This window comes from Salmonella sp. 741265050_HSA (assembly GCF_046569445.1).
Classification (GTDB): Bacteria; Pseudomonadota; Gammaproteobacteria; order Enterobacterales; family Enterobacteriaceae; genus Salmonella; species Salmonella enterica.
In genome coordinates, this window is sequence record NZ_JBKFSV010000018.1 from 53361 (window position 1) to 75323 (window position 21963).

At 52.1% G+C, this 21963-nt stretch carries 21 protein-coding genes and 2 pseudogenes; 5 read left to right on the top strand and 18 right to left on the bottom strand.

The genetic code is table 11. The annotated features are described in order from the left end of the window. Positions 1-72: 72 nt before the first annotated feature. Genes lsrF through lsrA form a run of 5 tightly spaced genes read right to left on the bottom strand, consistent with a single transcriptional unit; the run spans position 73 to position 5598 of the window. A complete protein-coding gene (lsrF, locus tag ACLD4F_RS19980) occupies positions 73-948 on the bottom strand; it encodes a 3-hydroxy-5-phosphonooxypentane-2,4-dione thiolase (RefSeq protein WP_000774146.1) in 876 nt (291 codons plus the stop codon). 28 nt (positions 949-976) lie between these two features. Next, entirely contained in the window at positions 977-1999 is a 1023-nt protein-coding gene (gene lsrB / locus ACLD4F_RS19985) for an autoinducer 2 ABC transporter substrate-binding protein LsrB (RefSeq protein WP_000090737.1), read from the bottom strand. A gap of 28 nt (positions 2000-2027) precedes the next feature. Continuing rightward, entirely contained in the window at positions 2028-3029 is a 1002-nt protein-coding gene (lsrD, locus tag ACLD4F_RS19990) for an autoinducer 2 ABC transporter permease LsrD (protein WP_000981826.1), read from the bottom strand. Continuing rightward, a complete protein-coding gene (lsrC, locus tag ACLD4F_RS19995; protein ID WP_000911133.1) occupies positions 3026-4069 on the bottom strand; it encodes an autoinducer 2 ABC transporter permease LsrC in 1044 nt (347 codons plus the stop codon). The genes lsrD and lsrC overlap by 4 nt, the downstream gene beginning before the upstream one ends. Then, the gene (gene lsrA / locus ACLD4F_RS20000) at positions 4063-5598 is read right to left on the bottom strand and encodes an autoinducer 2 ABC transporter ATP-binding protein LsrA (protein ID WP_001167250.1); all 1536 of its coding nucleotides are present in this window, start codon (positions 5596-5598) and stop codon (positions 4063-4065) included. The genes lsrC and lsrA overlap by 7 nt, the downstream gene beginning before the upstream one ends. Positions 5599-5853: 255 nt before the next feature. Between lsrA and lsrR the strand changes: the two genes are divergently transcribed. The 3 genes from lsrR (at position 5854) to ACLD4F_RS20015 (ending at position 8856) form a co-directional block, all read left to right on the top strand. After that, positions 5854-6813: a transcriptional regulator LsrR gene (gene lsrR / locus ACLD4F_RS20005; RefSeq protein ID WP_080108620.1), complete on the top strand. Its 960-nt coding sequence runs from the start codon at positions 5854-5856 to the stop codon at positions 6811-6813. 86 nt (positions 6814-6899) lie between these two features. Further along, positions 6900-8492 carry an autoinducer-2 kinase gene (gene lsrK / locus ACLD4F_RS20010; RefSeq protein ID WP_000113082.1) on the top strand — a complete coding sequence of 531 codons (1593 nt, stop codon included), beginning with the start codon at positions 6900-6902 and terminating at the stop codon, positions 8490-8492. 13 nt (positions 8493-8505) lie between these two features. Continuing rightward, positions 8506-8856, top strand: coding sequence for a cupin domain-containing protein (locus ACLD4F_RS20015; RefSeq protein WP_001173080.1), 351 nt, complete (start codon positions 8506-8508; stop codon positions 8854-8856). An 89-nt stretch (positions 8857-8945) separates the two neighbouring features. On the opposite strand, the pseudogene ACLD4F_RS20020 reads toward ACLD4F_RS20015, so the two are convergent. From ACLD4F_RS20020 to cpxP, 11 genes and pseudogenes are all read right to left on the bottom strand, one after another. Further along, positions 8946-9086, bottom strand: a pseudogene (locus tag ACLD4F_RS20020) (CDP-diacylglycerol diphosphatase); the annotation flags it as partial. 48 nt (positions 9087-9134) lie between these two features. Continuing rightward, positions 9135-9264: pseudogene (locus ACLD4F_RS20025) on the bottom strand (hypothetical protein); the annotation flags it as partial. A 97-nt stretch (positions 9265-9361) separates the two neighbouring features. Further along, a complete protein-coding gene (locus tag ACLD4F_RS20030; protein WP_023219014.1) occupies positions 9362-10084 on the bottom strand; it encodes a GntR family transcriptional regulator in 723 nt (240 codons plus the stop codon). 62 nt (positions 10085-10146) lie between these two features. Further along, on the bottom strand, positions 10147-11187 hold the full coding sequence (locus tag ACLD4F_RS20035; protein ID WP_000557882.1) for an ADP-ribosylglycohydrolase family protein: 1041 nt from the start codon (positions 11185-11187) through the stop codon (positions 10147-10149). A 9-nt stretch (positions 11188-11196) separates the two neighbouring features. After that, positions 11197-12156: an aminoimidazole riboside kinase gene (locus ACLD4F_RS20040; protein ID WP_411011005.1), complete on the bottom strand. Its 960-nt coding sequence runs from the start codon at positions 12154-12156 to the stop codon at positions 11197-11199. 10 nt (positions 12157-12166) lie between these two features. After that, positions 12167-13501, bottom strand: a complete 1335-nt coding sequence (locus ACLD4F_RS20045) for an MFS transporter (RefSeq protein ID WP_001609359.1) — start codon at positions 13499-13501, stop codon at positions 12167-12169. A 264-nt stretch (positions 13502-13765) separates the two neighbouring features. Then, complete coding sequence (locus tag ACLD4F_RS20050) at positions 13766-14521, bottom strand: CDP-diacylglycerol diphosphatase (RefSeq protein ID WP_411011006.1); 756 nt, start codon at positions 14519-14521, stop codon at positions 13766-13768. A gap of 100 nt (positions 14522-14621) precedes the next feature. Beyond that, positions 14622-15611, bottom strand: a complete 990-nt coding sequence (locus ACLD4F_RS20055) for a sulfate ABC transporter substrate-binding protein (protein WP_076727681.1) — start codon at positions 15609-15611, stop codon at positions 14622-14624. A gap of 203 nt (positions 15612-15814) precedes the next feature. After that, entirely contained in the window at positions 15815-16777 is a 963-nt protein-coding gene (gene pfkA, locus ACLD4F_RS20060) for a 6-phosphofructokinase (RefSeq protein ID WP_000591793.1), read from the bottom strand. A gap of 184 nt (positions 16778-16961) precedes the next feature. Further along, entirely contained in the window at positions 16962-17864 is a 903-nt protein-coding gene (fieF, locus tag ACLD4F_RS20065) for a CDF family cation-efflux transporter FieF (RefSeq protein WP_001077321.1), read from the bottom strand. 147 nt (positions 17865-18011) lie between these two features. Beyond that, entirely contained in the window at positions 18012-18512 is a 501-nt protein-coding gene (gene cpxP / locus ACLD4F_RS20070; RefSeq protein ID WP_001233463.1) for a cell-envelope stress modulator CpxP, read from the bottom strand. 150 nt (positions 18513-18662) lie between these two features. Between cpxP and cpxR the strand changes: the two genes are divergently transcribed. Beyond that, positions 18663-19361, top strand: coding sequence for an envelope stress response regulator transcription factor CpxR (gene cpxR / locus ACLD4F_RS20075; RefSeq protein WP_001033731.1), 699 nt, complete (start codon positions 18663-18665; stop codon positions 19359-19361). Further along, positions 19358-20731 carry an envelope stress sensor histidine kinase CpxA gene (gene cpxA / locus ACLD4F_RS20080; protein WP_000580402.1) on the top strand — a complete coding sequence of 458 codons (1374 nt, stop codon included), beginning with the start codon at positions 19358-19360 and terminating at the stop codon, positions 20729-20731. Before cpxR ends, cpxA begins: the two co-directional genes overlap by 4 nt. A gap of 50 nt (positions 20732-20781) precedes the next feature. On the opposite strand, the gene ACLD4F_RS20085 is transcribed toward cpxA, so the two are convergent. Beyond that, complete coding sequence (locus ACLD4F_RS20085; RefSeq protein ID WP_000133441.1) at positions 20782-21177, bottom strand: nuclear transport factor 2 family protein; 396 nt, start codon at positions 21175-21177, stop codon at positions 20782-20784. A gap of 11 nt (positions 21178-21188) precedes the next feature. Continuing rightward, positions 21189-21878, bottom strand: a complete 690-nt coding sequence (yiiM, locus tag ACLD4F_RS20090; protein ID WP_061383746.1) for a 6-hydroxyaminopurine reductase — start codon at positions 21876-21878, stop codon at positions 21189-21191. Positions 21879-21963 lie beyond the last annotated feature (85 nt).

Sequence of the window (21963 nt, forward strand, 5' to 3'; positions counted from 1 at the left end):
CTGATTATTCCAAATAAAATAACAGTCATCCCCATCTCCTCGCATCGGTAAAAGATGGGGAAGCGATCTCATTTAACCTTTCTCACTCAAAAACAGCTCATAAGCACGCTCTGCTGTTTCGTTATGATGAACGACAGCATGTACCGCTTTAATCATGGCTACCGGATCTTCTGACTGGAATATATTACGCCCCATATCTACGCCAGAAGCCCCCTGGTCAATCGCCTGATAGCACATTTCCAATGCTTCACGTTCAGGCAGTTTTTTACCGCCGGCGATGACAATCGGCACCGGACAACCTGCCGCAATACGCTCAAAACCTTTATCGACATAATACGTTTTGATAATTTGCGCCCCCATTTCCGCAGCGATACGCGTTGCCAGTGAAAAATAACGCTGGTCGCGAGCCATATCTTTACCCACCCCGGTCACTGCCATTATTGGCATCCCGACGCGTAACCCGGCATCAATCAGTTGAATAATATTTTTAATCGACTGATGTTCATGCTCACTACCAATATAAACCTGTGCGGCAGCAGCACAGCTATTCAACCGCACAGCGTCATCCATCGCCACCGCAACCGCCTCATTGCTTAATTCAGTGAGAATAGAATTTGCCCCGGACGCGCGTAAAACGACTGGTTTATTGATTGCCGGAGGTACCACACTGCGTAATATGCCGCGAGTACACATTAAGACATCAGCATATTCAAAGAGCGGCGCAATATTGATATCAATACGCTCAAGTCCGGTTGTCGGCCCCTGGAAATATCCATGGTCAAAGGCCAGCATGACCGTTTTTCTGGTCTTGGGATTAAAAATCCTCGCCAGTCTGGACTGCATTCCCCAATCCAGCGCGCCACAGCCTTTTAATGCGAACAAAGTGTTAGTTTGTGGTTTATCGGTGTGAAAATCTTTGCCATCTTTAATATCATCTAAATCAGCCATTCTTTACTCCGTCGATACATAACAGTTATCAGAAATCATATTTGTCGATATTGTCTTTGTTGAAAATGACACGCTCCGGCAATAACACAATGCCGTTACCTTTTGCCTCATAGTGATATCCCTGCTCACTATTAGGTGAAACGGTGACTTTGCCGATGCCGGGAATATCCAGTGAATCACCGACATTCATTGGCATATTTTTCAGCAACGCGTTGGCGACATATACGGAAATTTTTCCCTGTTGGACGACATCCCACAGGCCAAACTCTTTAACAGTGCCGCGCTGAACATAAGGGCGCATTACATTCGGCGTACTAAAACCAACAATCGCGAGATTATTGCGTTTAAGGTTCTCCGCCGCCTGTGCCGCAGCAGGTAAAGCGTTAGCGTCAGGCGCGATGATGGCATCCAGATCGGGATACGCTTTGATGATACCTTCCGCCGTCTGGAGCGATTTCGTGGCATCGTTATAGCCAAACTGGGTAGTGACTATCTCCCACCCCGGATGTTCCTGGCTAATTTTGGCTTTAGCTTCTTTCACCCACTGGTTCTGGTCGGTCACCGTTGGGCTGGAATAGAAGAAAGCGACTTTCGCTTTCTCTTTGTCCACCTGATGAGCGGCCATCTCTACCAGCATGCTGCCGAGCTGTTTTGGCGTCCCTTGATTGATATAGTAAGAACGGCACTCCGGCTTGGTATCGGAATCCCAGGTTAATATTTTCACGCCTCTTTGCATTGCCCGCTTCAACGCCGGGCACAGGCCATCAGGCGAAACGGCAGAAACGATAATGGCGTCATACCCCTGATTGACAAAGTTATTCACCAGTTGAACCTGGCCTGAGACGCTGGGCTCTGTAGGGCCATCGTAAGTTACGTCAATGCCCAGCGCTTTTCCCGCTTCCTGCGCGCCATTGCCGCCGCTGGTAAAAAAGCCCACGCCAACCAGTTTGGGAATAAAAGCAATCCGCTCTGCCGCCTGCACGGTCATTGCCGCAGATGCCAGACCAAACGCAGTGAGTAAGGCGATCATTTTAATGCTGTGTCTTGCCATTTTTTTCTCCATAAATTTCAAAAGGAAATCATGCCTGATGCGCATTGCGACGGCGTGAGTACCATTCAAGGATTTGGTGACGATGCAAACTGACGGAACGACCAACGACAACAACAATGAGAAGCGCACCGGACAATGCGCTGGAAATTTGATTTGGCACTCCGGCCATCTGTAGCCCCTGCTGTAAAAATCCCACCAGCAGCGCCGCCAACGCGGACCCCATAATCGACCCGGAGCCGCCATAAATATTGGCGCCTCCCAGCACAACCGCCGTAATGGCCGGCATCAGGAAAGAGGCGCCCAGATCCGAACGTGCGGAGCCAAAGTAAGAAACCAGTAATACGGCGGCGATAGCGGAGGCGCATCCGGTCATGGCATACACGGTATACAACGTGCGATTCACCGGGATCGCGCTGTACTGCGCGACACGGGCGCTCTGGCCAATCAGGAAAACGTTGCGTCCCATATGCGTGCGATGCATGAGCAGCCAGAAAAACAGACAGCACACAAGAAAAAAAATAAGCGGCATGGGAATACCAAGAAATGAAATATTGGCAAAGTCAGTGAACGCTGTGGGAAATCCACCAATACCTTCATAACCCGTGGCGCCAGCCATACCAGATAACAATAATGCGCTACCACCAAATAAATACATGGTTCCCAGGGTAATCACCAACGGGTTTACGCCGGTATAAATAATAAGTCCGGCATTTATCAGCCCACATATTGCGCCGAGTAGTAGGGTAATAATAATCGCTAAAGGTAGCGGCATACCGAGCTGAAACAGCACACCCAGGGTAATCGCGCATAGCCCGATTGTAGAACCAAATGAAATATCCATGCCACCGCTGACAATAACCATTGTTAGCGGCAAAGCGACAATACCGATACAAATAAAATCGCTAGTGCTAAAAAGTAAGACATTAATATCTAATAAACGTGGATTAATCAGACCGAAAGCCAGAATTTCAAAGATCAATAAGGCTGCCAGCGCAATTTCCCAGCTATAGCGTCGCCATGGATTCATCATGCCACCTCTTTGTTTTTATTCTGTTGTGCGTGCGTTTTTGCTTCCGCCTGTAGTGGAGTGGGTGGTGATATAAAACGGGCATATTTCTGGCGGCGCAGATTGCGTTGTAATGCACAACGCAGCCGCCCATCGAATACCAGTACGCCCAACAATACCAGGCCAGCAATAAAATCGTTCCACCAGGCAGGGATACGCAGCAGCACTAACACACTATCGATTTGCGTAAGAAAATAAGCGCCGAGAATAGCGCCGATGACCGTGCCTGACCCGCCTAACAGGCTAATTCCCCCCAATACGCAGGCCGCGATGGCTTTCATTTCCAGCCCCGTGCCGGTTTGATTGGGAATGAAGCCAATCTGCGAGGCAAACACGATTCCAGCCAATGCCGCCATACCGCCATTAAGTGAAAATGCCATGATGCGTACCATCTCGGTACGGACACCCAATTGCCGGGCGCCCTGCAGGTTATCGCCGGTGGCGTAAAAATTGCGGCCAAAGGCGGTTTTCGCCAGGAGCCAGGCCATAAGCAGCGCTAACACCAGGGTAAACCAGCCGATTGCGGAAATTCCCAGAAACACCGGAGCAGAGAGTTGCTTTAAGCCTGCGGGTAATCCTTCAATCCATTTCCCCCCTGTCCATAGCAGCATGATCCCACGATACAAGCCCAGCGTTCCCAGCGTGGCGACAATGGCGGGTATCTTCAACCAGGCAACCAGTACGCCATTAAAAAATCCGGCGACAATTCCTAATATTAGTGTGGCCAGGCAGGCGACCGGCAGGCTATAGCCGGCGTTTAACATCACTCCCAGCAATACCGCGCACATGCCTGTCGTCGAGCCCACCGATACATCAATATTGCGGGTGAGCATTACCATCGTCGCGCCAATCGCCAACAGCATCAAAATTTGCGCGCTACTGAAAACCATTGTCAGCGTTTGCACGCTCAAATACTGGCTATCCAGCGCGCCAGGAAACACGAATAAACAGACTATTGCCAGCAGTGCCGTCGCTTCCCGATTATTTTGGATGAATTTCAACATGTTGCCTCCGACGCACCATGTTCGCCAAACGCAACGTGCATGATGGTATCAACGTTAATTTCCTCGCCGCATAACGCAGGCCCCCCCAGTTCCCCCTGGTGCATGACATATACGCGATCGGCCATCTGCTCTATCTCTTCCAGATCGGAGGAAATAAACAGCACTGCGACATTTTGTTGCGCGATACTGCGCAACAGCTGATAAATATCGCTGCGGGCGGAGACATCGACACCGCGTGTCGGTTCATCGACAATCAGTAATTGCGGAGAGGCTTCCAGGCATTTGGCAATCAATACTTTTTGCTGGTTACCGCCGGATAAAGTACGCGCCGCCTGTTCGGCATTATTGAGTTTGATATTTAACGCGCGGTGGTAACGTTCAAGGGTGGCGTTATCCCGCTGGGGCTTTATCCAAAATCCTTTTTGGTTGTGGGTCAGCGAACAGACATTCCATGCCAGGGAAGCGTCAAGATACAGCCCGGATGACTGCCGATCTTCCGGCAAATAGACCAGGCCGAGCTGCAACCGCTGTTGGGTTGTCAGGGCGTTAATTTCTTGACCATTGAACAGCATCCGCCCCGCATTGACCGGTCTAATACCGTACAGCGTTTCAGCCAGTTCTGTGCGTCCCGCGCCGACCAACCCGGCCAGACCAAGGATTTCGCCTGCCCGCACCTCAAGGTTGATATTCATAAAACCTTCGCCCGTCAGCGACTCCAGCGCTAATACCGTCGCGCCGCGTTCGTTCTGCGGGCGGCTGCCAGGCAATTCCAGCCACAACTTTTGATTCGCGGAAAGACTGACGCCCTGCGTTGCCGGGGTGATAGCTTGAATAATCTCGTCGGTAGAAAGGTCATGCGTTTTTCCGAATAATGCGATTTTACCGTCACGCATCACGCTAACGCAGTGAGCTAACTGTCTAATTTCTGGTAGCTTATGAGAAATAAATACAATTCCGACACCCTTTTTCAGCAACTCTTGCAGACGCGTAAATAACCGGTCAGTTTCGGCTGGCGTTAACGACGCCGTGGGCTCATCAAGAATTAAGATTCGCGAGTCGCGCATCAAGCCGCGCATAATTTCAACGATCTGGCGGTCTGCAACATCAAGCGTACCCGCAGCGCTCGCCGGATCGAGTTGGCATCCCATCGCCTTTAATAGCTGCTGCATTTTTTCCGTGGAGGCCTGACGTCCCTGCAAGCCAAACAAGATATTTTCCCGCACAGATAAACTCGGAAATAACAGAGGCTCCTGGGGAACCAGGTAAATGCCATACTGGTGCGCCTTCAGAGGCGTTAAATGACTGCAACGCACACCAGCAATATCGATAGTCCCTCCATCTGGCGGGACTATACCGGCAATAATCTTCATTAATGTTGATTTACCCGCACCATTGCCGCCAAGCAATGCGTGCACCTCTCCCGCATGCAGAGTAAAGTCAATTCCCTTTAGTACTTCGACGCCGGAATAACTTTTATAAATGTTCTGCACACAAATCAGAGGGGATGCAGTATTGTGACTGATTTGCATGTTGCCTCCGCTCCCTCAATGTTGACTGACGGGACTGAACAAATGTTTTTTGAAAAAGAAATTGTTCAAAACGGTAGTAGTTATTTGGTCAAAAAACTCTCATCCAGATCACGTTTTCTGAATAAATGAATTTTTAGATGATAAATGTTCAGATTTGACGCGTTTTTGTGGCGTTAATCACGGTTATTTCGGAGTGATAACTGAACAATTGTGTTAGTGATTTAGAAATGTTCAAAGTAAAGCCAGGTTATGACAATGAGCGATAATACGTTGGTATCTGATTATGGAATGTGCGAAGAAGAGCAGGTGGCGCGTATTGCCTGGTTCTACTATCACGATGGATTGACGCAGAGTGAAATCAGCGAGCGTCTGGGGCTAACCCGGCTGAAGGTTTCTCGTCTGCTGGAGAAAGGGCATCAGTCCGGTATTATTCGCGTACAAATCAACTCCCGCTTCGAAGGGTGTCTTGAGTATGAAAATGCCTTGCGCAACCACTTCGCATTGCAGAATATCCGCGTGCTGCCGGCATTACCCGATGCCGATATTGGTCTGCGCTTAGGAATCGGCGCCGCCCATATGTTGATGGAGTCACTGCGGCCACAGCAACTGCTGGCCGTCGGCTTTGGCGAAGCCACGATGACCACATTAAAACGCCTCAGCGGATTTATCTCGGCGCAACAAATCCGACTGGTCACGTTATCCGGCGGCGTGGGGCCGTATATGACCGGAATAGGCCAGCTTGATGCCGCTTGTAGCGTAAGTATTATGCCCGCGCCGCTGCGCGCATCATCGCAGGAAATTGCCTGCACGCTGCGCAATGAAAATAGCGTGCGGGATGTGATGCTCACAGCGCAAGCTGCCGATGCCGCCATCGTGGGGATTGGGGCAATTAACCAGAAAGATCAAGCCAGTATCTTAAAATCCGGTTATATCACTCAGGGTGAACAACTCATGATTGGCCGCAAAGGCGCAGTAGGCGATATTCTGGGCTATTTTTTTGATGCTCATGGCGAAATTATTCCAGACATCAAAATCCATAACGAATTAATTGGCCTGAAGTTAAATTCACTTTCCACGATCCCAACCGTGATTGGCGTCGCCGGCGGCGAACAAAAAGCAGAAGCTATTATTGCCGCTATGCGCGGTAACTATATCAATGCGCTGGTTACCGATCAGAAAACCGCAGGAAAAATAATTCAATTTATTGAAAAATAAAAAATAAAATAACACTTACCTCAATTCAATAAACAATAACTGACAGGATTTTATGTAACGATGTAAAAATAGCCGAGGATAAAAAAATGGCTCGACTCTGTACCCATACTGAATCAGGACATTACCTGATGGCTCTTGACGCCGGTACCGGTAGCGTCAGAGCAGTAATTTTTGATCTACAAGGAAAGCAAATAGCTGTCGGTCAAGCGGAATGGCAGCATCTGGCCGTGCCGGATGTGCCTGGTTCGATGGAGTTTGATCTTGCCAAAAACTGGCAACTGGCTTGCCAGTGTATCCGTCAGGCACTACAGAAAGCCGCCATCCCTGCAACGGCTATCGCTGCCGTATCGGCCTGCTCGATGCGTGAAGGCATTGTTATTTATGACAGTAACGGCGAACCCATTTGGGCCTGCGCTAATGTTGACGCCCGCGCGGCGCACGAAGTCAGTGAATTAAAAGAGCTGCACGATAACACCTTTGAGGAGGAAGTTTATCGTTGCTCCGGGCAAACGCTGGCGCTCAGCGCTATTCCGCGCCTGCTCTGGCTTGCCCACCATCGTCCGGATATTTATCATCGCGCGTCAACCGTCACTATGATCAGCGACTGGATGGCCTTTATGCTCAGCGGCGAACTGGCGGTCGATCCCTCCAACGCAGGCACGACGGGGTTATTGGATCTGGTGACCCGCAACTGGAAACGTAGCCTGTTACAGATGGCGGGCCTGCGTTCTGACATTCTCTCGCCGGTAAAAGAAACCGGGACGCTGCTCGGTCACATTTCACAGAAAGCGGCTGAACAGTGCGACCTGCAAGCGGGTACGCCGGTCATCGTTGGCGGCGGCGATGTGCAGTTAGGCTGTCTGGGACTGGGCGTCGTACGCCCGGCGCAAACGGCCGTGCTGGGCGGAACCTTCTGGCAACAGGTGGTCAATCTTCCCGCGCCGGTCACCGACCCAAACATGAACGTTCGCATCAATCCTCATGTGATCCCCGGTATGGTACAAACCGAGTCTATTAGCTTTTTTACTGGGTTAACGATGCGTTGGTTCCGCGACGCCTTTTGCGCCGAGGAAAAACTAATCGCTGAAAGGTTAGGTATTGATGCGTATTCCCTGCTGGAAGATATGGCCAGCCGGGTGCCTCCCGGCGCGCACGGTGTGATGCCCATCTTCTCTGACGTTATGCGTTTTAAACGCTGGTACCATGCCGCGCCGTCGTTTATCAATCTGTCTATCGATCCTGAAAAGTGTAATAAAGCGACCCTATTTCGCGCGCTGGAAGAGAATGCCGCCATTGTTTCCGCCTGCAATTTACAGCAAATTGCCGCGTTTTCCGGCGTACAGGCCGACTCACTGGTTTTTGCCGGCGGAGGATCTAAAGGCAAATTATGGAGCCAAATCCTTGCCGACGTTACGGGACTCACCGTTCACGTACCTGTCGTCAAAGAAGCTACCGCGCTAGGGTGCGCTATTGCCGCAGGCGTTGGCGTGGGTATCTGGCCATCGCTGGCGGAAACGGGAGAAAAGCTAGTGCGCTGGGATCGGGAGCATAAACCTAATCCTGAAAATTTCGCTGTCTATCAGCAGGCCAGAGAAAAATGGCAGGCCGTTTATCAGGATCAACGCGCGCTGGTCGATGGTGGCTTAACGACATCCCTCTGGAAAGCGCCAGGCCTGTAACAGGAGAATAAGCATGCAAAAAACGAATGAGAAGAATCATGAATACCGCTTTGGCGATAATGGCCCTAAATACTTAATCCGTGGGCCGGGCTGCGATATGGGCGTCGTCATACTACAACCAGGGCAGTCATTCCCTAACCATCGCCATAATACCGCTTGTGAGATTTTTTATACCCTAAGCGGTGAAGTGTGCCTGTATCTGGAAGGAACACCTCATATCCTGCAAACTGGAGATGTTTTACAGTGCGAACCTGGGGAGGCGCATTATCTCATTAATAACGGCGATAAACCCTGGAAAGGCGTGTTTATTAAATCGCCGCATCTGGAAAATGACAGCCACCCCGCAGATCCACCGGCCTGGTAACGCCCGCGCCATCGCCAGATTTTGCCGGATAGCGCCACGAGAGCCTTGTCCGGCCTCCAAACGGTATTCGTTAATGCAATATCAAGCTGTCATTTGATGACCTGTTGGTTCAAGATATCACACTGATGATCCTGAATTTCCTCGGCAGAAGCGCGATTGAAGGTCAGTAAATTACGCTCGGTCGCCAGCAGGACAAAAGAGCCATCGCTTTGGCGTATCACCGCCAGCGCGATACATCACAGCATCCCCGCCCGCGCAGGAACTTTCCCTGGTCCCATCGCCACCACAGCAGCAAAAAACAGCAGTGCGATCATAAACTCCAGCAGTGGCGAAGTCGCCCACAGAAGGATAGTAATGCCAACCATGATGAAAGGAAGGAACAGAGGATGGGGGCAACCAGAGCGACATACCTGTCTCCTGACGATTTTTTCAGCAAGAATACGACGGACAGTCAGGCAGGTAAACGCCAGATATAGTGGGGTTATCGCAGGATTAAGTGGACAGATCAGTGATAATGAATTTCACCAAAGTATTCAGACAGCACGTAATAGCGACAATACTCAAAAGGGTTGTCTTGTCCGGCCTGAAACGTCTGTCTGGCAACGGATAGCAGCGGTTTATTGGCGGCAATTTGCAGTTTTTCACACAGGTCGGCGGAAGGTAAAATCGCCTCAACTTTTTCTATCGCCGAGTCGCTTGTGACGTTTAATAACGAATAGAGCGACGTATGCTCCAGCGCCTGCGGCGTCAGTTCCAGGCCGGGAAAGAAGCTGAGATCGAGATATATTTTCTCATGGTTAAATGGGCGGTTATTCAGGCAACGAATACGCGAAATATAGAGATAGTGATGCTGTGCGGGCAGGCTCAAGCCGTCTGCCTGAGCGTCGCGCGCGCGGCGCGGCGCGATTTCCAGAATACGGTTCTCAATCGCCACGCTGGCGTCCTGGAGATCGCGGGTAATACCGCGAAACGTGTGGCCGTAGCTCACGCCTTCCGGTACCGAGCACACCACCGAACCACTCCCGCGCTGCGACGAAATAATGCCCGCATTGATTAATTCGCTCCAGGCCTGTTTAACCACAATCAGCGAGACGTTGTAGGATCTGGCAATCTCTTTTTGCGTCGGTAGTTGGCTACCCAAAGGCAAAGACCCGTTCTGGATCTGCTGACAGATGATAAAAAATAGTTGCTTATAAAGCGGAGTAAAGCTCGTTTTATCAACCTGCAAGCTGCGCACCTCACGTCTTCGCCAGCAGGGGACGTTTTACCGTCCCCGGCAGGGTGAATTCGCTACCCTGCGATTTGCCTGGCCAGTTCTGCCAAATCGAAATGATTCATACGATCCAAAGTCGTTAAATAATCGGCGGGAAAAGCCTCCACGCCATGGAATGCGCCGGAAATCGCCCCGACCATGGTGGCGACAGTATCAGTATCATTGCCGATATTAACGCCGGAGATAATAGCATCTACGGCAGAATTCGGACAACACGCGAACAGGCCAAAGGCCGCCGGCACCGCTTCACTCACGTGCAGCCCGGAGCCAATAATATCAGCAAGTTCCACCACCGCCGTTTCCCAATGGCGATGACGTTTACCGATATCCACGGCCAGTTCAATGCGTCGGGCAACGGAAGGCCCGGCGACCATCATCGCCCCTTGCTCCTGCGCCAGCAGATAGCCCCTTTGCGCACCGTAAATACCGGCGGCAATAATGCTGTCTGCGTTGGTCTGCGCTCTTAACGCCTCACTGGTTGCCGCCGCCATCGCCGCTGCGCCGGACATCGCCAGCACGTTATTATGCGTAAAACGGCAAATCTGCAGTGCGCAGTCAATCGCCGCGTCAATATCACCCGGATGCAGCACCGCCGCTGGCCAAATCTTCATGGCGGCGCCGTTCGTTGCCTCCGCGTTACCCTTATTAATAATCTGTACCGACTGTTTTTCGCCTTCCAGCTCACCCTGTAAAGAGGCACGGTTATCATTGAATATTGCCTTCATTGCCGCACGCGTCGTCGGGCCGGTAAAGTTGGCGTAGTACGGGTAATCCAGCCACTGCTGAAAAGCCTCGCGCATCGCCTCGTCGCTGACCTGGCGTTGATGGCGCAGCAGCGCGTCCATAATGTACTTCGCCTGAATAAAATCATCCGTGCACATCCCTGCTTCGTTGCAGCGGCCAAACGTGTCCGCAGGCGGTTTTTGAAAGGTCGTCACCCAGCCGCCAAAATAGTCTTTTATTTGCTGCTGGGTGCGTACTTCCGTCGCGGCTCCCATCGCGTCCGCGGCGGCGGCACCCACCAGGCATCCCAGTATTTTGTTTTGATCAACGTGCATGATGACTCCTTATTTCACGGTCATGGCTTGTGCCAGCGAATGGCTGGACAGAAAAGTGTTTAGCTGGTCGGGAAACGGCAGAGCGGTCATTGCGCCTTTTGCCGTCACCGCCATAGCGCCGCAGGCATTGGCATTGCTGATGGCTTCCGCCAGCAGGGCATGATCCCAGCAATTTGCGCGGGAAAGGGTGAACAGCAGGCCGCCGACAAAAGCATCGCCGGCTCCCGTGGTATCAACAACATCGACGCGTGGTGCGGGAAAATGGAACTCCCCCTCGGCGGCAATCAACAGCGCGCCATCGGCCCCCAGCGAAATGATGGTGGTGTCGCAGCCTAGATCGCGCAGGTAATAACGCGCATCCTGCCAGTGACTGACCCCGCTGAGCTGGCACAGCTCATCTGCCGAGACTTTGCAGATAGAAGCCAGCCCGGCGGACCGGGCGATCAGTTCAGGGATTTCATCGGTATTGCGCCACATTTTGCTGCGTAAGTTGACGTCAAACAGTACGTAACCACCCGCTTCACGCATTCTTCTCGCTCCCTCAAGGCACGCCTCGCGAGCGGGACTGTCGGTGAGGCCAATTGAGCTGAAGTAAAACCATTCGTACTGCCTGAACGGCGGCAAATCCTGCGGCGAAACGTAGGTATCAGCCCCCGGATGCACCAGATAGGTAAAGCTGCGCTCCCCATCAGCCGCCAGGTTGACGATCAGCACCGCGCTGGTCAGGTCCGCATCCAGCCGCAGCGAAGAGACATCCACGCCGTTATCCTGAAAAACCTGGCGCAGGAAGCGGCCGGCGTCATCGTCACCAAGACAGCCAATAAAACCGCACTCTCCGCCCAGCCTGGCAACGCATACCCCCACGTTCGCCGACGCTCCGCCGGGACATTTCAGATAGCTGTTCTGCTTTTCCGGTACCAGGTCAACGGAGGCATCGCCGATAACCCAAACCTTATTCATGGCCTTCATTTGCGCCTCCTTATGCCTGTTTCTGCGCCAGGGCGAGCTGAATATCACGATAATATTCGTTGTTAATCAGATACTTTTTCATAAGCAGCCCAACCGCAAGGTGAAACAGAGCCGGAATGAGCGTCATCATCAGCGCAATGCCGGTGAGCGAACGCGCGGTCTGTTCAACATCGGCCTGATAGCCAAAGTGGCTCAGCAGGAATCCGAGTATCCCGCCCGCGATCCCCATCCCAAACTTCTGGAAGAAGAGGATGCCGCCAAACGCCAACCCGGAAACGCGCAGACCGGTTTTCTTTTCTCCGTAATCCACCGCTTCGGCGATAGAGGACCAGAACACCGGCATTTGCATATCGCAGAAGAAATTAATAAGAAAATAGAACGCAAACGCCAGGACAAGGTTTTCACGCCCGACGGAGAAATACATCAGCGCGCTCAGGACAAAGGTAATAATCTGGGTGTAGCGGAACATCTTAATTTTGTCCCAGAACTTGGTTATCCAGGTGGTGGCGATCATCGCTAAAATAGAGGCAACGACGCCGGTAGTCAGGAAGGGTGAAATCAGGCTATCTCCGCCGTTCAGATAATACTTAGCGTAATAAGCGGCAACGGAACCGCGAATAACATAACCGCACATCAGCAGCAGAATAACAACGCCGAGAATAATCCACTGATCGTTACGTAACAGGTATTTAAACTGTTTCCCCACCGATAACGACGTAATTTCCGGCTCGCTGCGTTCACGCGTGGTAAGAAAACAGAAGATAAACAGCAAGGCACCCATCGCCCCCATCAGCCCCATCGAAAACTGATAGCCCAAAGCCTTATTACCCTGCCCCAGCCAGACGGCAAGCATCGGTACGACGATAGTCACCAGGAAAGCGGCAATCTTGGTCATCACAAAGCGATAGCCGTTGGCGCTTAACCGTTCGACGGGATCGCTGGTAATCACGCCAATCATCGAAATATAGGGAATGGTGATCGCGGTATAGACCAGGGTCATAAGAATATAGGTGCCATAGGCCCACGCCAGCTTGGCCATATAAGCCATATCAGGCGTAATAAACATCAAATACACGGCGAAACCAAAAGGAATGGCAAACCACAGCAGCCACGGGCGGTAACGCCCCCAGCGCGTATTCAGTTTATCGGTCAGAACCCCCATGGCCGGATCGATAATGGCATCAATCATCCGCACAACCACAAACAGTACGCCAACATCAGCGGCGCTCAGGCCGTAGATATCGGTATAGAAATAGGCGAGGAGCAGCTGCATGGCGATAATCACAACGTTTATCGCCATATCTCCCGCGCCGAAGCCGATTTTTTCCACGATAGAAAGTTTCATGTTGATATTCCTTTACGCTTAACAGCGCAAATCTGGTGAACAATTAATGATGTCACTACATGAAATAAAAACGTTTTTATATATAAGCCGCCTGTCCGACACGCAATGGAGGCTATGAAGAGAGTGTAACCATCCCCAAAAAGATATAAAGGTATACCTTTATATCTTTTGATCGGTTTCACATATTTTTATAGACACGATCTTACCCCGGTTTTAAACCGGGATAAGAATCAATAAGATAATGAGCAGGGGGTGTAACGAAAATCAGCGGGAAGACAAAATGGCGCAACTATGGTCCTGAATCTCTTCCGCCGATGCGCGATTAAGCGTCAGCAGGTTACGCTCGGTCGCCAGCAGGACAAAAGAGCCATCGCTTTGGCGTACCACCGCCAGCGCATAGCGTCCCATATGATCGCGCGCTTCCGGCACCTCTTCCGCCAGCATCATAAACGGACTACGCTGCGCCAGTTCGCTCTCGGTTACCCGGCGCACCAGGTATTCATGCCCCATCAGGCCGCCCGGCAGCGGAAGCCAGCGAGTGCTGATACGCGTGAGATCGTTATCCAGTTGTTCCCGAACGTCAGGACGGATGCAAGAAATATGGATATGCAAATGGTCCTGTGAACGACCAAGCCGCGAATTAATCGCCAGCGAGACTGCGCTATCCGGAATATCATGCCCGTATTTTTTACTCATATAGCCGCGAGCCTGCCAGGCCAGCCAGAAAAAGTTGGGCGTAGCGGGTTCCAGCAATAGTGGGCTTTCTGTACCGTTGATACGGTAGGTGGGCATCAATAAATATTGCAACGGACCGTGACGATCTTTAAAGACGACATAGCCGGCGCGAGGTTTGACTTCCGCGCAAGGCGCTGGGTTTTGATGCTGTAACTGATCGGGCAGGCATTGTTCAAGCACGATTTCCCGTAACGCATCAGGATTGCCGGAAAATTTCCAGTAACCGACGCCCGCCGCGGCGACAATCACTATCACCGCCAGTAAAAAGTAGCCTGTTTTTTTCATGTTATGCGTTCCCTGTGACCCATAGACGGGGAAGAGTAACGCAAAATGGTGGCAAAGAAAAAACCCGGTAACATAATACGTTACCGGGTTTATAAACGGTTTAGCGTTTGCTGATTTGGTCGAACGTACCGCCATTAGCGAAGTGATCTTTTTGCGCCTTCGCCCAGCCGCCAAACACCTCGTCAATGGTGAACAGCTTCAGCTTCGGAAACGCATCGTCGTATTTTTTCGCCACGTCAGCATCGCGCGGACGGTAGAAGTTTTTCGCTGCTATCTCCTGCCCTTCCGGCGAGTAGAGATACTTGAGATAGGCTTCCGCTACCGCTTTGGTGTCTTTCTTTTCCACCACTTTGTCGACTACGGAAACGGTCGGCTCTGCGAGAATAGATTCACTCGGGGTCACTATCTCGAATTTATCTTTACCCAGTTCGTTCGTCGCCAGCAGCGCTTCATTTTCCCAGGCGATCAGCACATCACCGATACCGCGTTCAACGAAAGTATTGGTTGAGCCACGCGCACCGGAGTCCAGCACTTCAACGTTTTTAAACAGGGCTTTGACAAAGTCCTGAGCTTTGGTCTGATCGTTATTGTTGTGGTGCAGGGCGTAGCCCCATGCCGCCAGATAGTTCCAGCGTGCGCCGCCAGAGCTTTTCGGGTTTGGCGTAATCACCGACACACCGGGTTTAATCAGATCGTTCCAGTCATGAATTTGTTTTGGATTGCCTTTGCGGACCAGGAAAACGATGGTGGAGGTGTAAGGTGCTGAGTTATCCGGCAGACGCTTGATCCAGTTTTTATCGATACGACCACGTTCCGCAATAGCGTCCACATCGTAAGCCAGCGCCAGCGTCACGACATCGGCTTCAATGCCGTTAATAACGGAAGTCGCCTGTTTACCCGAACCGCCGTGCGATTGACGGATCACGACGTTGTCGCCGGTTTCCTGCTTCCAGTGCGCGCTAAACGCTTTGTTGTACTGCTCGTACAGCTCACGCGTTGGATCATACGATACGTTAAGTAACTGAATATCCTTTGCCAGAATGCTGGTTGACGCCAGCAATAATGTGAACCCCACGCCCCACTTTTTCATCGTCCGACTCGCTTATGTTGTGTTGTGATGAGCAAAGCGTGCCAGAAAGAGATCCAAACATTAAAGAATAAAAAAAGATTGGCTATAACTTCGAGGAATAAATCTGAGGGATTGCCGGATGGCGGCTAGCGCCTAATCCGGCCTACACGTTTCTGCAACCTGTAGGCCTGATAAGCGTAGCGCCATCAGGCGCGCAAAAACAATCAGTACAGTTTTTTCGCGCACTCCATCCAGTCGCTTTTGAACGGACGCTTCATGTTTTCAATCGCATCAATGATGTCATGATGAACAAGCTGCTCGTTCTGGATACCGACACAACGACCGCCATGGCCTTCCAGCAGCAGGTCAATAGCATACGCGCCCATACGGGAAGCCAGAATGCGATCGTAAGGTACCGGGGAACCACCGCGCTGAATGTGGCCGAGCACCGTCGCACGCGTTTCACGGCCCGTTTCTTTTTCAATAAAGTGCGCCAGTTCGTCAACATCGCACATATGTTCGGTGATAGCGACGATAGCGTGTTTTTTCCCTTTCGCGATCCCGGCTTTGATTTCCGCCACCAGATCTTCGCGATTAAATTCAACTTCCGGCACCACGATAAACTCACAGCCACCAGCAATAGCCGCCGCCAACGTCAGGTCGCCGCAATAACGGCCCATCACCTCAACGATAGAGATACGCTGGTGAGAAGAGGAGGTGTCACGCAGACGGTCAATCGCTTCCACTACAGTGCCGAGAGCAGTGAAGTAGCCGATAGTGTAGTCGGTGCCTTTGATGTCGTTATCGATAGTGCCTGGCAGACCGATGCACGGGAAGCCCATTTCAGTCAGACGTTTTGCACCCATATAAGAACCGTCGCCGCCAATAACTACCAGCGCATCGATACCGCGTTTTTTCAGGTTTTCGATCGCGACAGCGCGAATATTTTCGTCACGGAATTCCGGGAAACGGGCGGAACCGAGGAAAGTACCGCCACGGTTGATCATGTCAGATACGCTGTAACGGTCAAGCTGAACCATACGATCTTCATACAGGCCCAGATAGCCGTCATAAATGCCCATGACTTCCAGCCCTTCCGTCAACGCTGCGCGCACAACACCGCGGATTGCCGCGTTCATGCCCGGCGCATCACCGCCGCTTGTCAACACACCGATTTTCTTAATCATGACTACCTCTGAACTTTGGAATGCAAAATGAAATCTATTGCCGGAAGCCGATTTCGCACTTCGAAACGATCCAACGAATATACAGATAGTATAACAATCCCTTCCTGCTGAATTGATTCAGGTCAGGCCAAATGGCGGTAATTTATACACAAAATGCTGGCCTGGCTCACTTTTTAACAATCAATTATACAAGCTCGAACTTCCTGCCTTCCCTGGGGACGACTGAACAGGGATCCTGATGAATAATGACATCTGAACCCGGAAAACGCCGCAAAATCGCCTGCTCTACCTGGTCAGCCACAAAATGCGCCTGAACGAGCGGCAGATTATCTTCCATTTCCAAATGAATCTGAATAAAGCGAGTCGGCCCTGACTGCCGCGTGCGGAGATCGTGCGCGCCGCTGACTCCCGGCCATGACGTCACGATATCAATAATTTCCTGTCGTTCCGCATCGGGCAGCGCGCGATCCAATAATGACTGCACCGCCTCATACCCCATACGTAACGCGCTATACAAAATATAGATGCCGATACCTAACGCAAACAGGGCATCCGCACGATGCCAACCGTACCAGGATAACCCCAGCGCGATAAGAATCGCTCCGTTCATCATAACATCAGACTGATAATGAAGCATATCCGCCCGTACCGCCTGACTTTGGGTCTTGCGTACCACCCAGCGCTGAAACGTGACCAGTATAATAGTGCATATCAGAGCGATGACGGTAACGCCAATCCCCACGCCAGGGTCGTTCATTGGCGTCGGCTTAATCAGATTCTGGATACTGGTCAAAAACAGAAACAACGCCGAACCGGAAATAAACATACTTTGCGCCAGCGCCGCCAGCGACTCCGCTTTACCGTGCCCAAACGTGTGTTCATCATCTGCGGGTTGCAGCGAATAACGCACGACCAACAAATTCGTCAATGACGCGGCAATATCCACCAGCGAGTCCACCAACGCCGCCAGAATACTCACCGATCCCGTATACCACCACGCAAAAATTTTGATCAAAAGTAACGCTGATGCCATCGCTGTTGCCGCGATAGCCGCCCGGCTAACCAGCCGTCCATAGGTTTGATTCATAAATACTCCCGCTATCTTCTGCCGGTAGTATAACGGATGGTTTAAAACAGTAAGCTAATAACAGAATGACAAACTGGAGATAAAAAAAACCCCCACATCATGTGGGGGAAGACAGGGATGGTGTCTATGGCAAGGAAAACAGGGTTGTTACTGGGAACGTGAGTTGCTACTACTCAATAATTTCAACGATGAACTTTTTTGCCATTGCGCCACGTCGCGCAGTTGCTCCATTCGTTGCTGATGCTTTTCATTCAAAACCGCTTGCTGCTCCGGCGTTAACAGGCGATACATCTGGTTACGCACGCGGGCCATTTCGACCTGGCGGGCAACCTGCTCTTGCGCCATTTTTTCTGCCTGAGCGCGCACAGCGCTTTCATCAAATTTTTCTGCGGTGACAAGCCGATGCATTGTCTCCATTTCGCTAACATTAACAGGAGGCTGTTCGTGCCTTGCCTGTTGCATAAGATCTCGCATCTGCTGACGCTGATGTTCGGTTAAACTTATGCCGTCAAACATATGATTTTGCGCGCTACGCTGCGTGGCCCCGTCACCGGGGTGCCAGTTATCGCTTGTAACAACTTCAGCTGCGTGGCTTAAAAAACTGAATGCCAGCGTTGAGGCCATAACAGCAGCGGTAACTTTGCGCATCGCTTGCTCCCAAAATCTTTTCTGTCGCGATTCAACGAGAGACAGTTTACGATTCGGGCTGCAAACATGCGTCAGGGGGTGTAAAACAACGTAAAGTCATGGATTAGCGACGCCTGATGACGTAATTTCTGCCTCGGAGGTACGTAAACAATGAATAAAATCCTGTTAGTTGATGATGACCGAGAGCTGACTTCCCTGTTAAAAGAGCTCCTCGAAATGGAAGGTTTTAATGTCCTGGTGGCCCACGACGGCGAGCAGGCGCTTGAGCTTTTGGATGACAGTATCGATTTACTTTTGCTTGACGTCATGATGCCGAAGAAAAACGGTATCGATACGTTGAAAGCGCTTCGCCAGACACACCAGACGCCTGTCATTATGCTGACCGCGCGCGGCAGCGAGCTGGATCGCGTTCTCGGCCTTGAGCTGGGCGCGGACGACTATTTGCCCAAACCGTTTAACGACCGCGAGCTGGTAGCGCGCATCAGGGCTATTTTGCGCCGTTCCCACTGGAGCGAACAGCAGCAGAGCAGCGACAACGGCTCGCCGACGCTGGAAGTCGATGCGCTAAGCCTTAATCCGGGCCGCCAGGAAGCCAGTTTCGATGGCCAAACGCTGGAGCTGACCGGTACGGAATTCACCCTGCTCTATTTGCTGGCGCAACACCTCGGCCAGGTGGTTTCCCGTGAACATTTAAGTCAGGAAGTGCTGGGTAAGCGCCTGACGCCGTTCGATCGCGCTATTGATATGCATATTTCTAACCTGCGCCGCAAACTGCCGGAACGCAAAGACGGTCACCCGTGGTTTAAAACATTGCGTGGTCGCGGCTATCTGATGGTTTCCGCTTCATGATAGGAAGTTTAACCGCGCGCATCTTCGCCATCTTCTGGTTGACGCTGGCGCTGGTGCTAATGCTGGTACTGATGTTGCCCAAGCTCGATTCACGCCAGATGACCGAGCTGCTGGACAGCGAGCAGCGCCAGGGATTGATGATAGAGCAACATGTAGAAGCTGAACTTGCGAACGATCCGCCCAACGACCTGATGTGGTGGCGTCGCCTGTTCCGCGCGATCGATAAGTGGGCGCCGCCTGGACAGCGGTTATTACTGGTGACCTCTGAAGGACGCGTGATCGGCGCTGAACGCAGCGAAATGCAGATCATTCGTAACTTCATTGGTCAGGCGGATAACGCCGATCATCCGCAGAAGAAAAAATATGGCCGCGTAGAGATGGTGGGGCCGTTCTCCGTTCGCGACGGAGAGGATAATTACCAGCTTTACCTGATTCGACCGGCCAGCAGTTCGCAATCCGATTTTATTAATCTGCTGTTTGACCGCCCGCTTCTGTTGCTCATTGTCACGATGCTGGTCAGTTCGCCGCTCTTGCTATGGCTGGCATGGAGTCTGGCGAAACCGGCGCGTAAGTTGAAAAACGCGGCTGATGAAGTGGCGCAAGGCAACCTGCGTCAGCATCCGGAGCTGGAGGCGGGTCCGCAGGAGTTCCTCGCCGCTGGCGCCAGTTTTAACCAGATGGTGACGGCGCTGGAACGGATGATGACCTCGCAGCAGCGTTTGCTGTCAGACATCTCCCATGAGCTGCGAACGCCCCTTACGCGCCTGCAACTGGGTACCGCGCTGCTGCGTCGTCGTGGCGGCGAAAGCAAAGAGCTGGAGCGTATTGAAACCGAAGCGCAGCGTCTGGACAGCATGATCAATGACCTGCTGGTGATGTCGCGTAACCAACAGAAAAACGCGCTGGTCAGCGAAACGATGAAAGCCAATCAGCTATGGGGCGAAGTGCTGGATAACGCCGCCTTTGAAGCCGAACAGATGGGCAAGTCGTTAACGGTAAATTATCCGCCGGGGCCGTGGCCGCTCTATGGCAACCCAAACGCGCTGGAAAGCGCGCTGGAAAATATTGTTCGTAATGCGCTGCGCTATTCACATACGAAGATTGAAGTCGGCTTCTCGGTGGATAAAGACGGTATTACGATCACGGTCGATGACGACGGGCCGGGCGTCAGCCCTGAAGACCGTGAGCAGATCTTCCGTCCGTTCTATCGCACTGATGAGGCGCGCGACCGCGAGTCTGGCGGCACCGGGCTGGGGCTGGCGATTGTTGAAAGCGCCATGCAGCAGCACCGCGGCTGGGTGAAGGCTGACGATAGCCCGCTGGGTGGGTTGCGGCTCACGCTGTGGCTACCGCTGTACAAGCGAACCTAAAAACCATCGGCCTGCGAATGCAGGCCGATTTTTTATCTCGCCGTCGAGATTTACCGGGAAATGTCTGGCGCCAGAATCCACTCGGCGCTGTCATTCCACACGTCCATCCGGGTAATTTTGCCATCGCGCACTTCGAAGCGGTCGATAAAGCGGTTATCGGCAAACGGGCGACCGTCGGGCCATTCGCCATACAACGTACCGTTGGAATAAATCACAACGTAATCATCATGCTGCACCGCATCAAACTCGCCCAGCGCCTTCTTCACCCACTTGTAGCGAGCGCCGTTAAACTGCGCGATATCTGCCGCGCCAGCCATTGCCCGGCCTCCGGTGAAGGTAATTTTCACCTCCGGGTGCATATACGTTGCGGCACGTTCAGCATCGGGAATCATCGAGGCCACCAAAAATTCTTTTACGATCGCCACCGCATTTTCAGCTTCAGTCATAATCCTTCCTTTCATTTTGGCGGAGTTTTATCCCCCCACAGTCGTCTGGCGCTATCTTCAATTTTGCCGCTCAAACGACGCTTCTGCATGGTGCGGCTCCAGCTCGCCGACAGCCCGGCGGCGCTCAACAGCCGATGATATTGTTCGTCATCAAACGGCATAGACCAGGCGATAACACCCGCTTCATGAACCGAGACATCGCTCAGACGCGACGCCAGTTCCAGCGGCGCATCGCTGGAGACCTTACCTGGCGCAATGACCCGATACAGCCAGCCGGTTTTTCCGCTGTTCTGCATAAGGAGGGCCATGTCGCTGATGGCAAAGTGGAAATTAAGTTTAAAGCATGGAGAGCGCGGCTGAGTGACCTGGATCAACGCCTCGCCCCAGCGGTAGATGTCGCCAATAAACACGTTGTGTTCGGTCATTCCGTCCGTCGACAGATTCTCGCCAAACGCCGGGGCGCAAAACAGCGTCGCCTGCTCGGGGAACTGGCGAATCCAATCAGCATAGTGTTCGCGGGGGTAATGGCATAGCGCGCGGTCGGGGCCGCCGTGGATTTTCTTTTCGGCCTGCTCATCGCCTGCCAGACCCAGCTCGGTCAGCATAAGTTCGCCATCGGCCTGCACTTTGGCGATAGCGCTCGGGCGGCTGCCGTCATAGTCACGAATTTTGCCAATAAACACGTCAACCGGATAATGCATCTGCTGCTCCTTACGCGGATACAATAAATATCCTCCGGCATAGCCGGAGGTTTTTCAGATGCGCCTGTAAGGCTCTCTTACCAGC

Bases quoted from the DNA above. Each gene is read 5' to 3' on its own strand.
- lsrB (WP_000090737.1), bottom strand. From the start codon at position 1,999: ATGGCAAGACACAGCATTAAAATGATCGCCTTACTCACTGCGTTTGGT.
- lsrA (WP_001167250.1), bottom strand. From the start codon at position 5,598: ATGCAAATCAGTCACAATACTGCATCCCCTCTGATTTGTGTGCAGAAC.
- ACLD4F_RS20045 (WP_001609359.1), bottom strand. From the start codon at position 13,501: ATGAAACTTTCTATCGTGGAAAAAATCGGCTTCGGCGCGGGAGATATG.
- cpxR (WP_001033731.1), top strand. From the start codon at position 18,663: ATGAATAAAATCCTGTTAGTTGATGATGACCGAGAGCTGACTTCCCTG.
- cpxA (WP_000580402.1), top strand. From the start codon at position 19,358: ATGATAGGAAGTTTAACCGCGCGCATCTTCGCCATCTTCTGGTTGACG.
- ACLD4F_RS20035 (WP_000557882.1), bottom strand. From the start codon at position 11,187: ATGCACGTTGATCAAAACAAAATACTGGGATGCCTGGTGGGTGCCGCC.
- lsrD (WP_000981826.1), bottom strand. From the start codon at position 3,029: ATGATGAATCCATGGCGACGCTATAGCTGGGAAATTGCGCTGGCAGCC.
- lsrR (WP_080108620.1), top strand. From the start codon at position 5,854: ATGAGCGATAATACGTTGGTATCTGATTATGGAATGTGCGAAGAAGAG.
- lsrK (WP_000113082.1), top strand. From the start codon at position 6,900: ATGGCTCGACTCTGTACCCATACTGAATCAGGACATTACCTGATGGCT.
- ACLD4F_RS20055 (WP_076727681.1), bottom strand. From the start codon at position 15,611: ATGAAAAAGTGGGGCGTGGGGTTCACATTATTGCTGGCGTCAACCAGC.
- yiiM (WP_061383746.1), bottom strand. From the start codon at position 21,878: ATGCATTATCCGGTTGACGTGTTTATTGGCAAAATTCGTGACTATGAC.
- fieF (WP_001077321.1), bottom strand. From the start codon at position 17,864: ATGAATCAAACCTATGGACGGCTGGTTAGCCGGGCGGCTATCGCGGCA.
- pfkA (WP_000591793.1), bottom strand. From the start codon at position 16,777: ATGATTAAGAAAATCGGTGTGTTGACAAGCGGCGGTGATGCGCCGGGC.
- lsrC (WP_000911133.1), bottom strand. From the start codon at position 4,069: ATGTTGAAATTCATCCAAAATAATCGGGAAGCGACGGCACTGCTGGCA.
- ACLD4F_RS20015 (WP_001173080.1), top strand. From the start codon at position 8,506: ATGCAAAAAACGAATGAGAAGAATCATGAATACCGCTTTGGCGATAAT.
- cpxP (WP_001233463.1), bottom strand. From the start codon at position 18,512: ATGCGCAAAGTTACCGCTGCTGTTATGGCCTCAACGCTGGCATTCAGT.
- lsrF (WP_000774146.1), bottom strand. From the start codon at position 948: ATGGCTGATTTAGATGATATTAAAGATGGCAAAGATTTTCACACCGAT.
- ACLD4F_RS20050 (WP_411011006.1), bottom strand. From the start codon at position 14,521: ATGAAAAAAACAGGCTACTTTTTACTGGCGGTGATAGTGATTGTCGCC.
- ACLD4F_RS20085 (WP_000133441.1), bottom strand. From the start codon at position 21,177: ATGACTGAAGCTGAAAATGCGGTGGCGATCGTAAAAGAATTTTTGGTG.
- ACLD4F_RS20040 (WP_411011005.1), bottom strand. From the start codon at position 12,156: ATGAAGGCCATGAATAAGGTTTGGGTTATCGGCGATGCCTCCGTTGAC.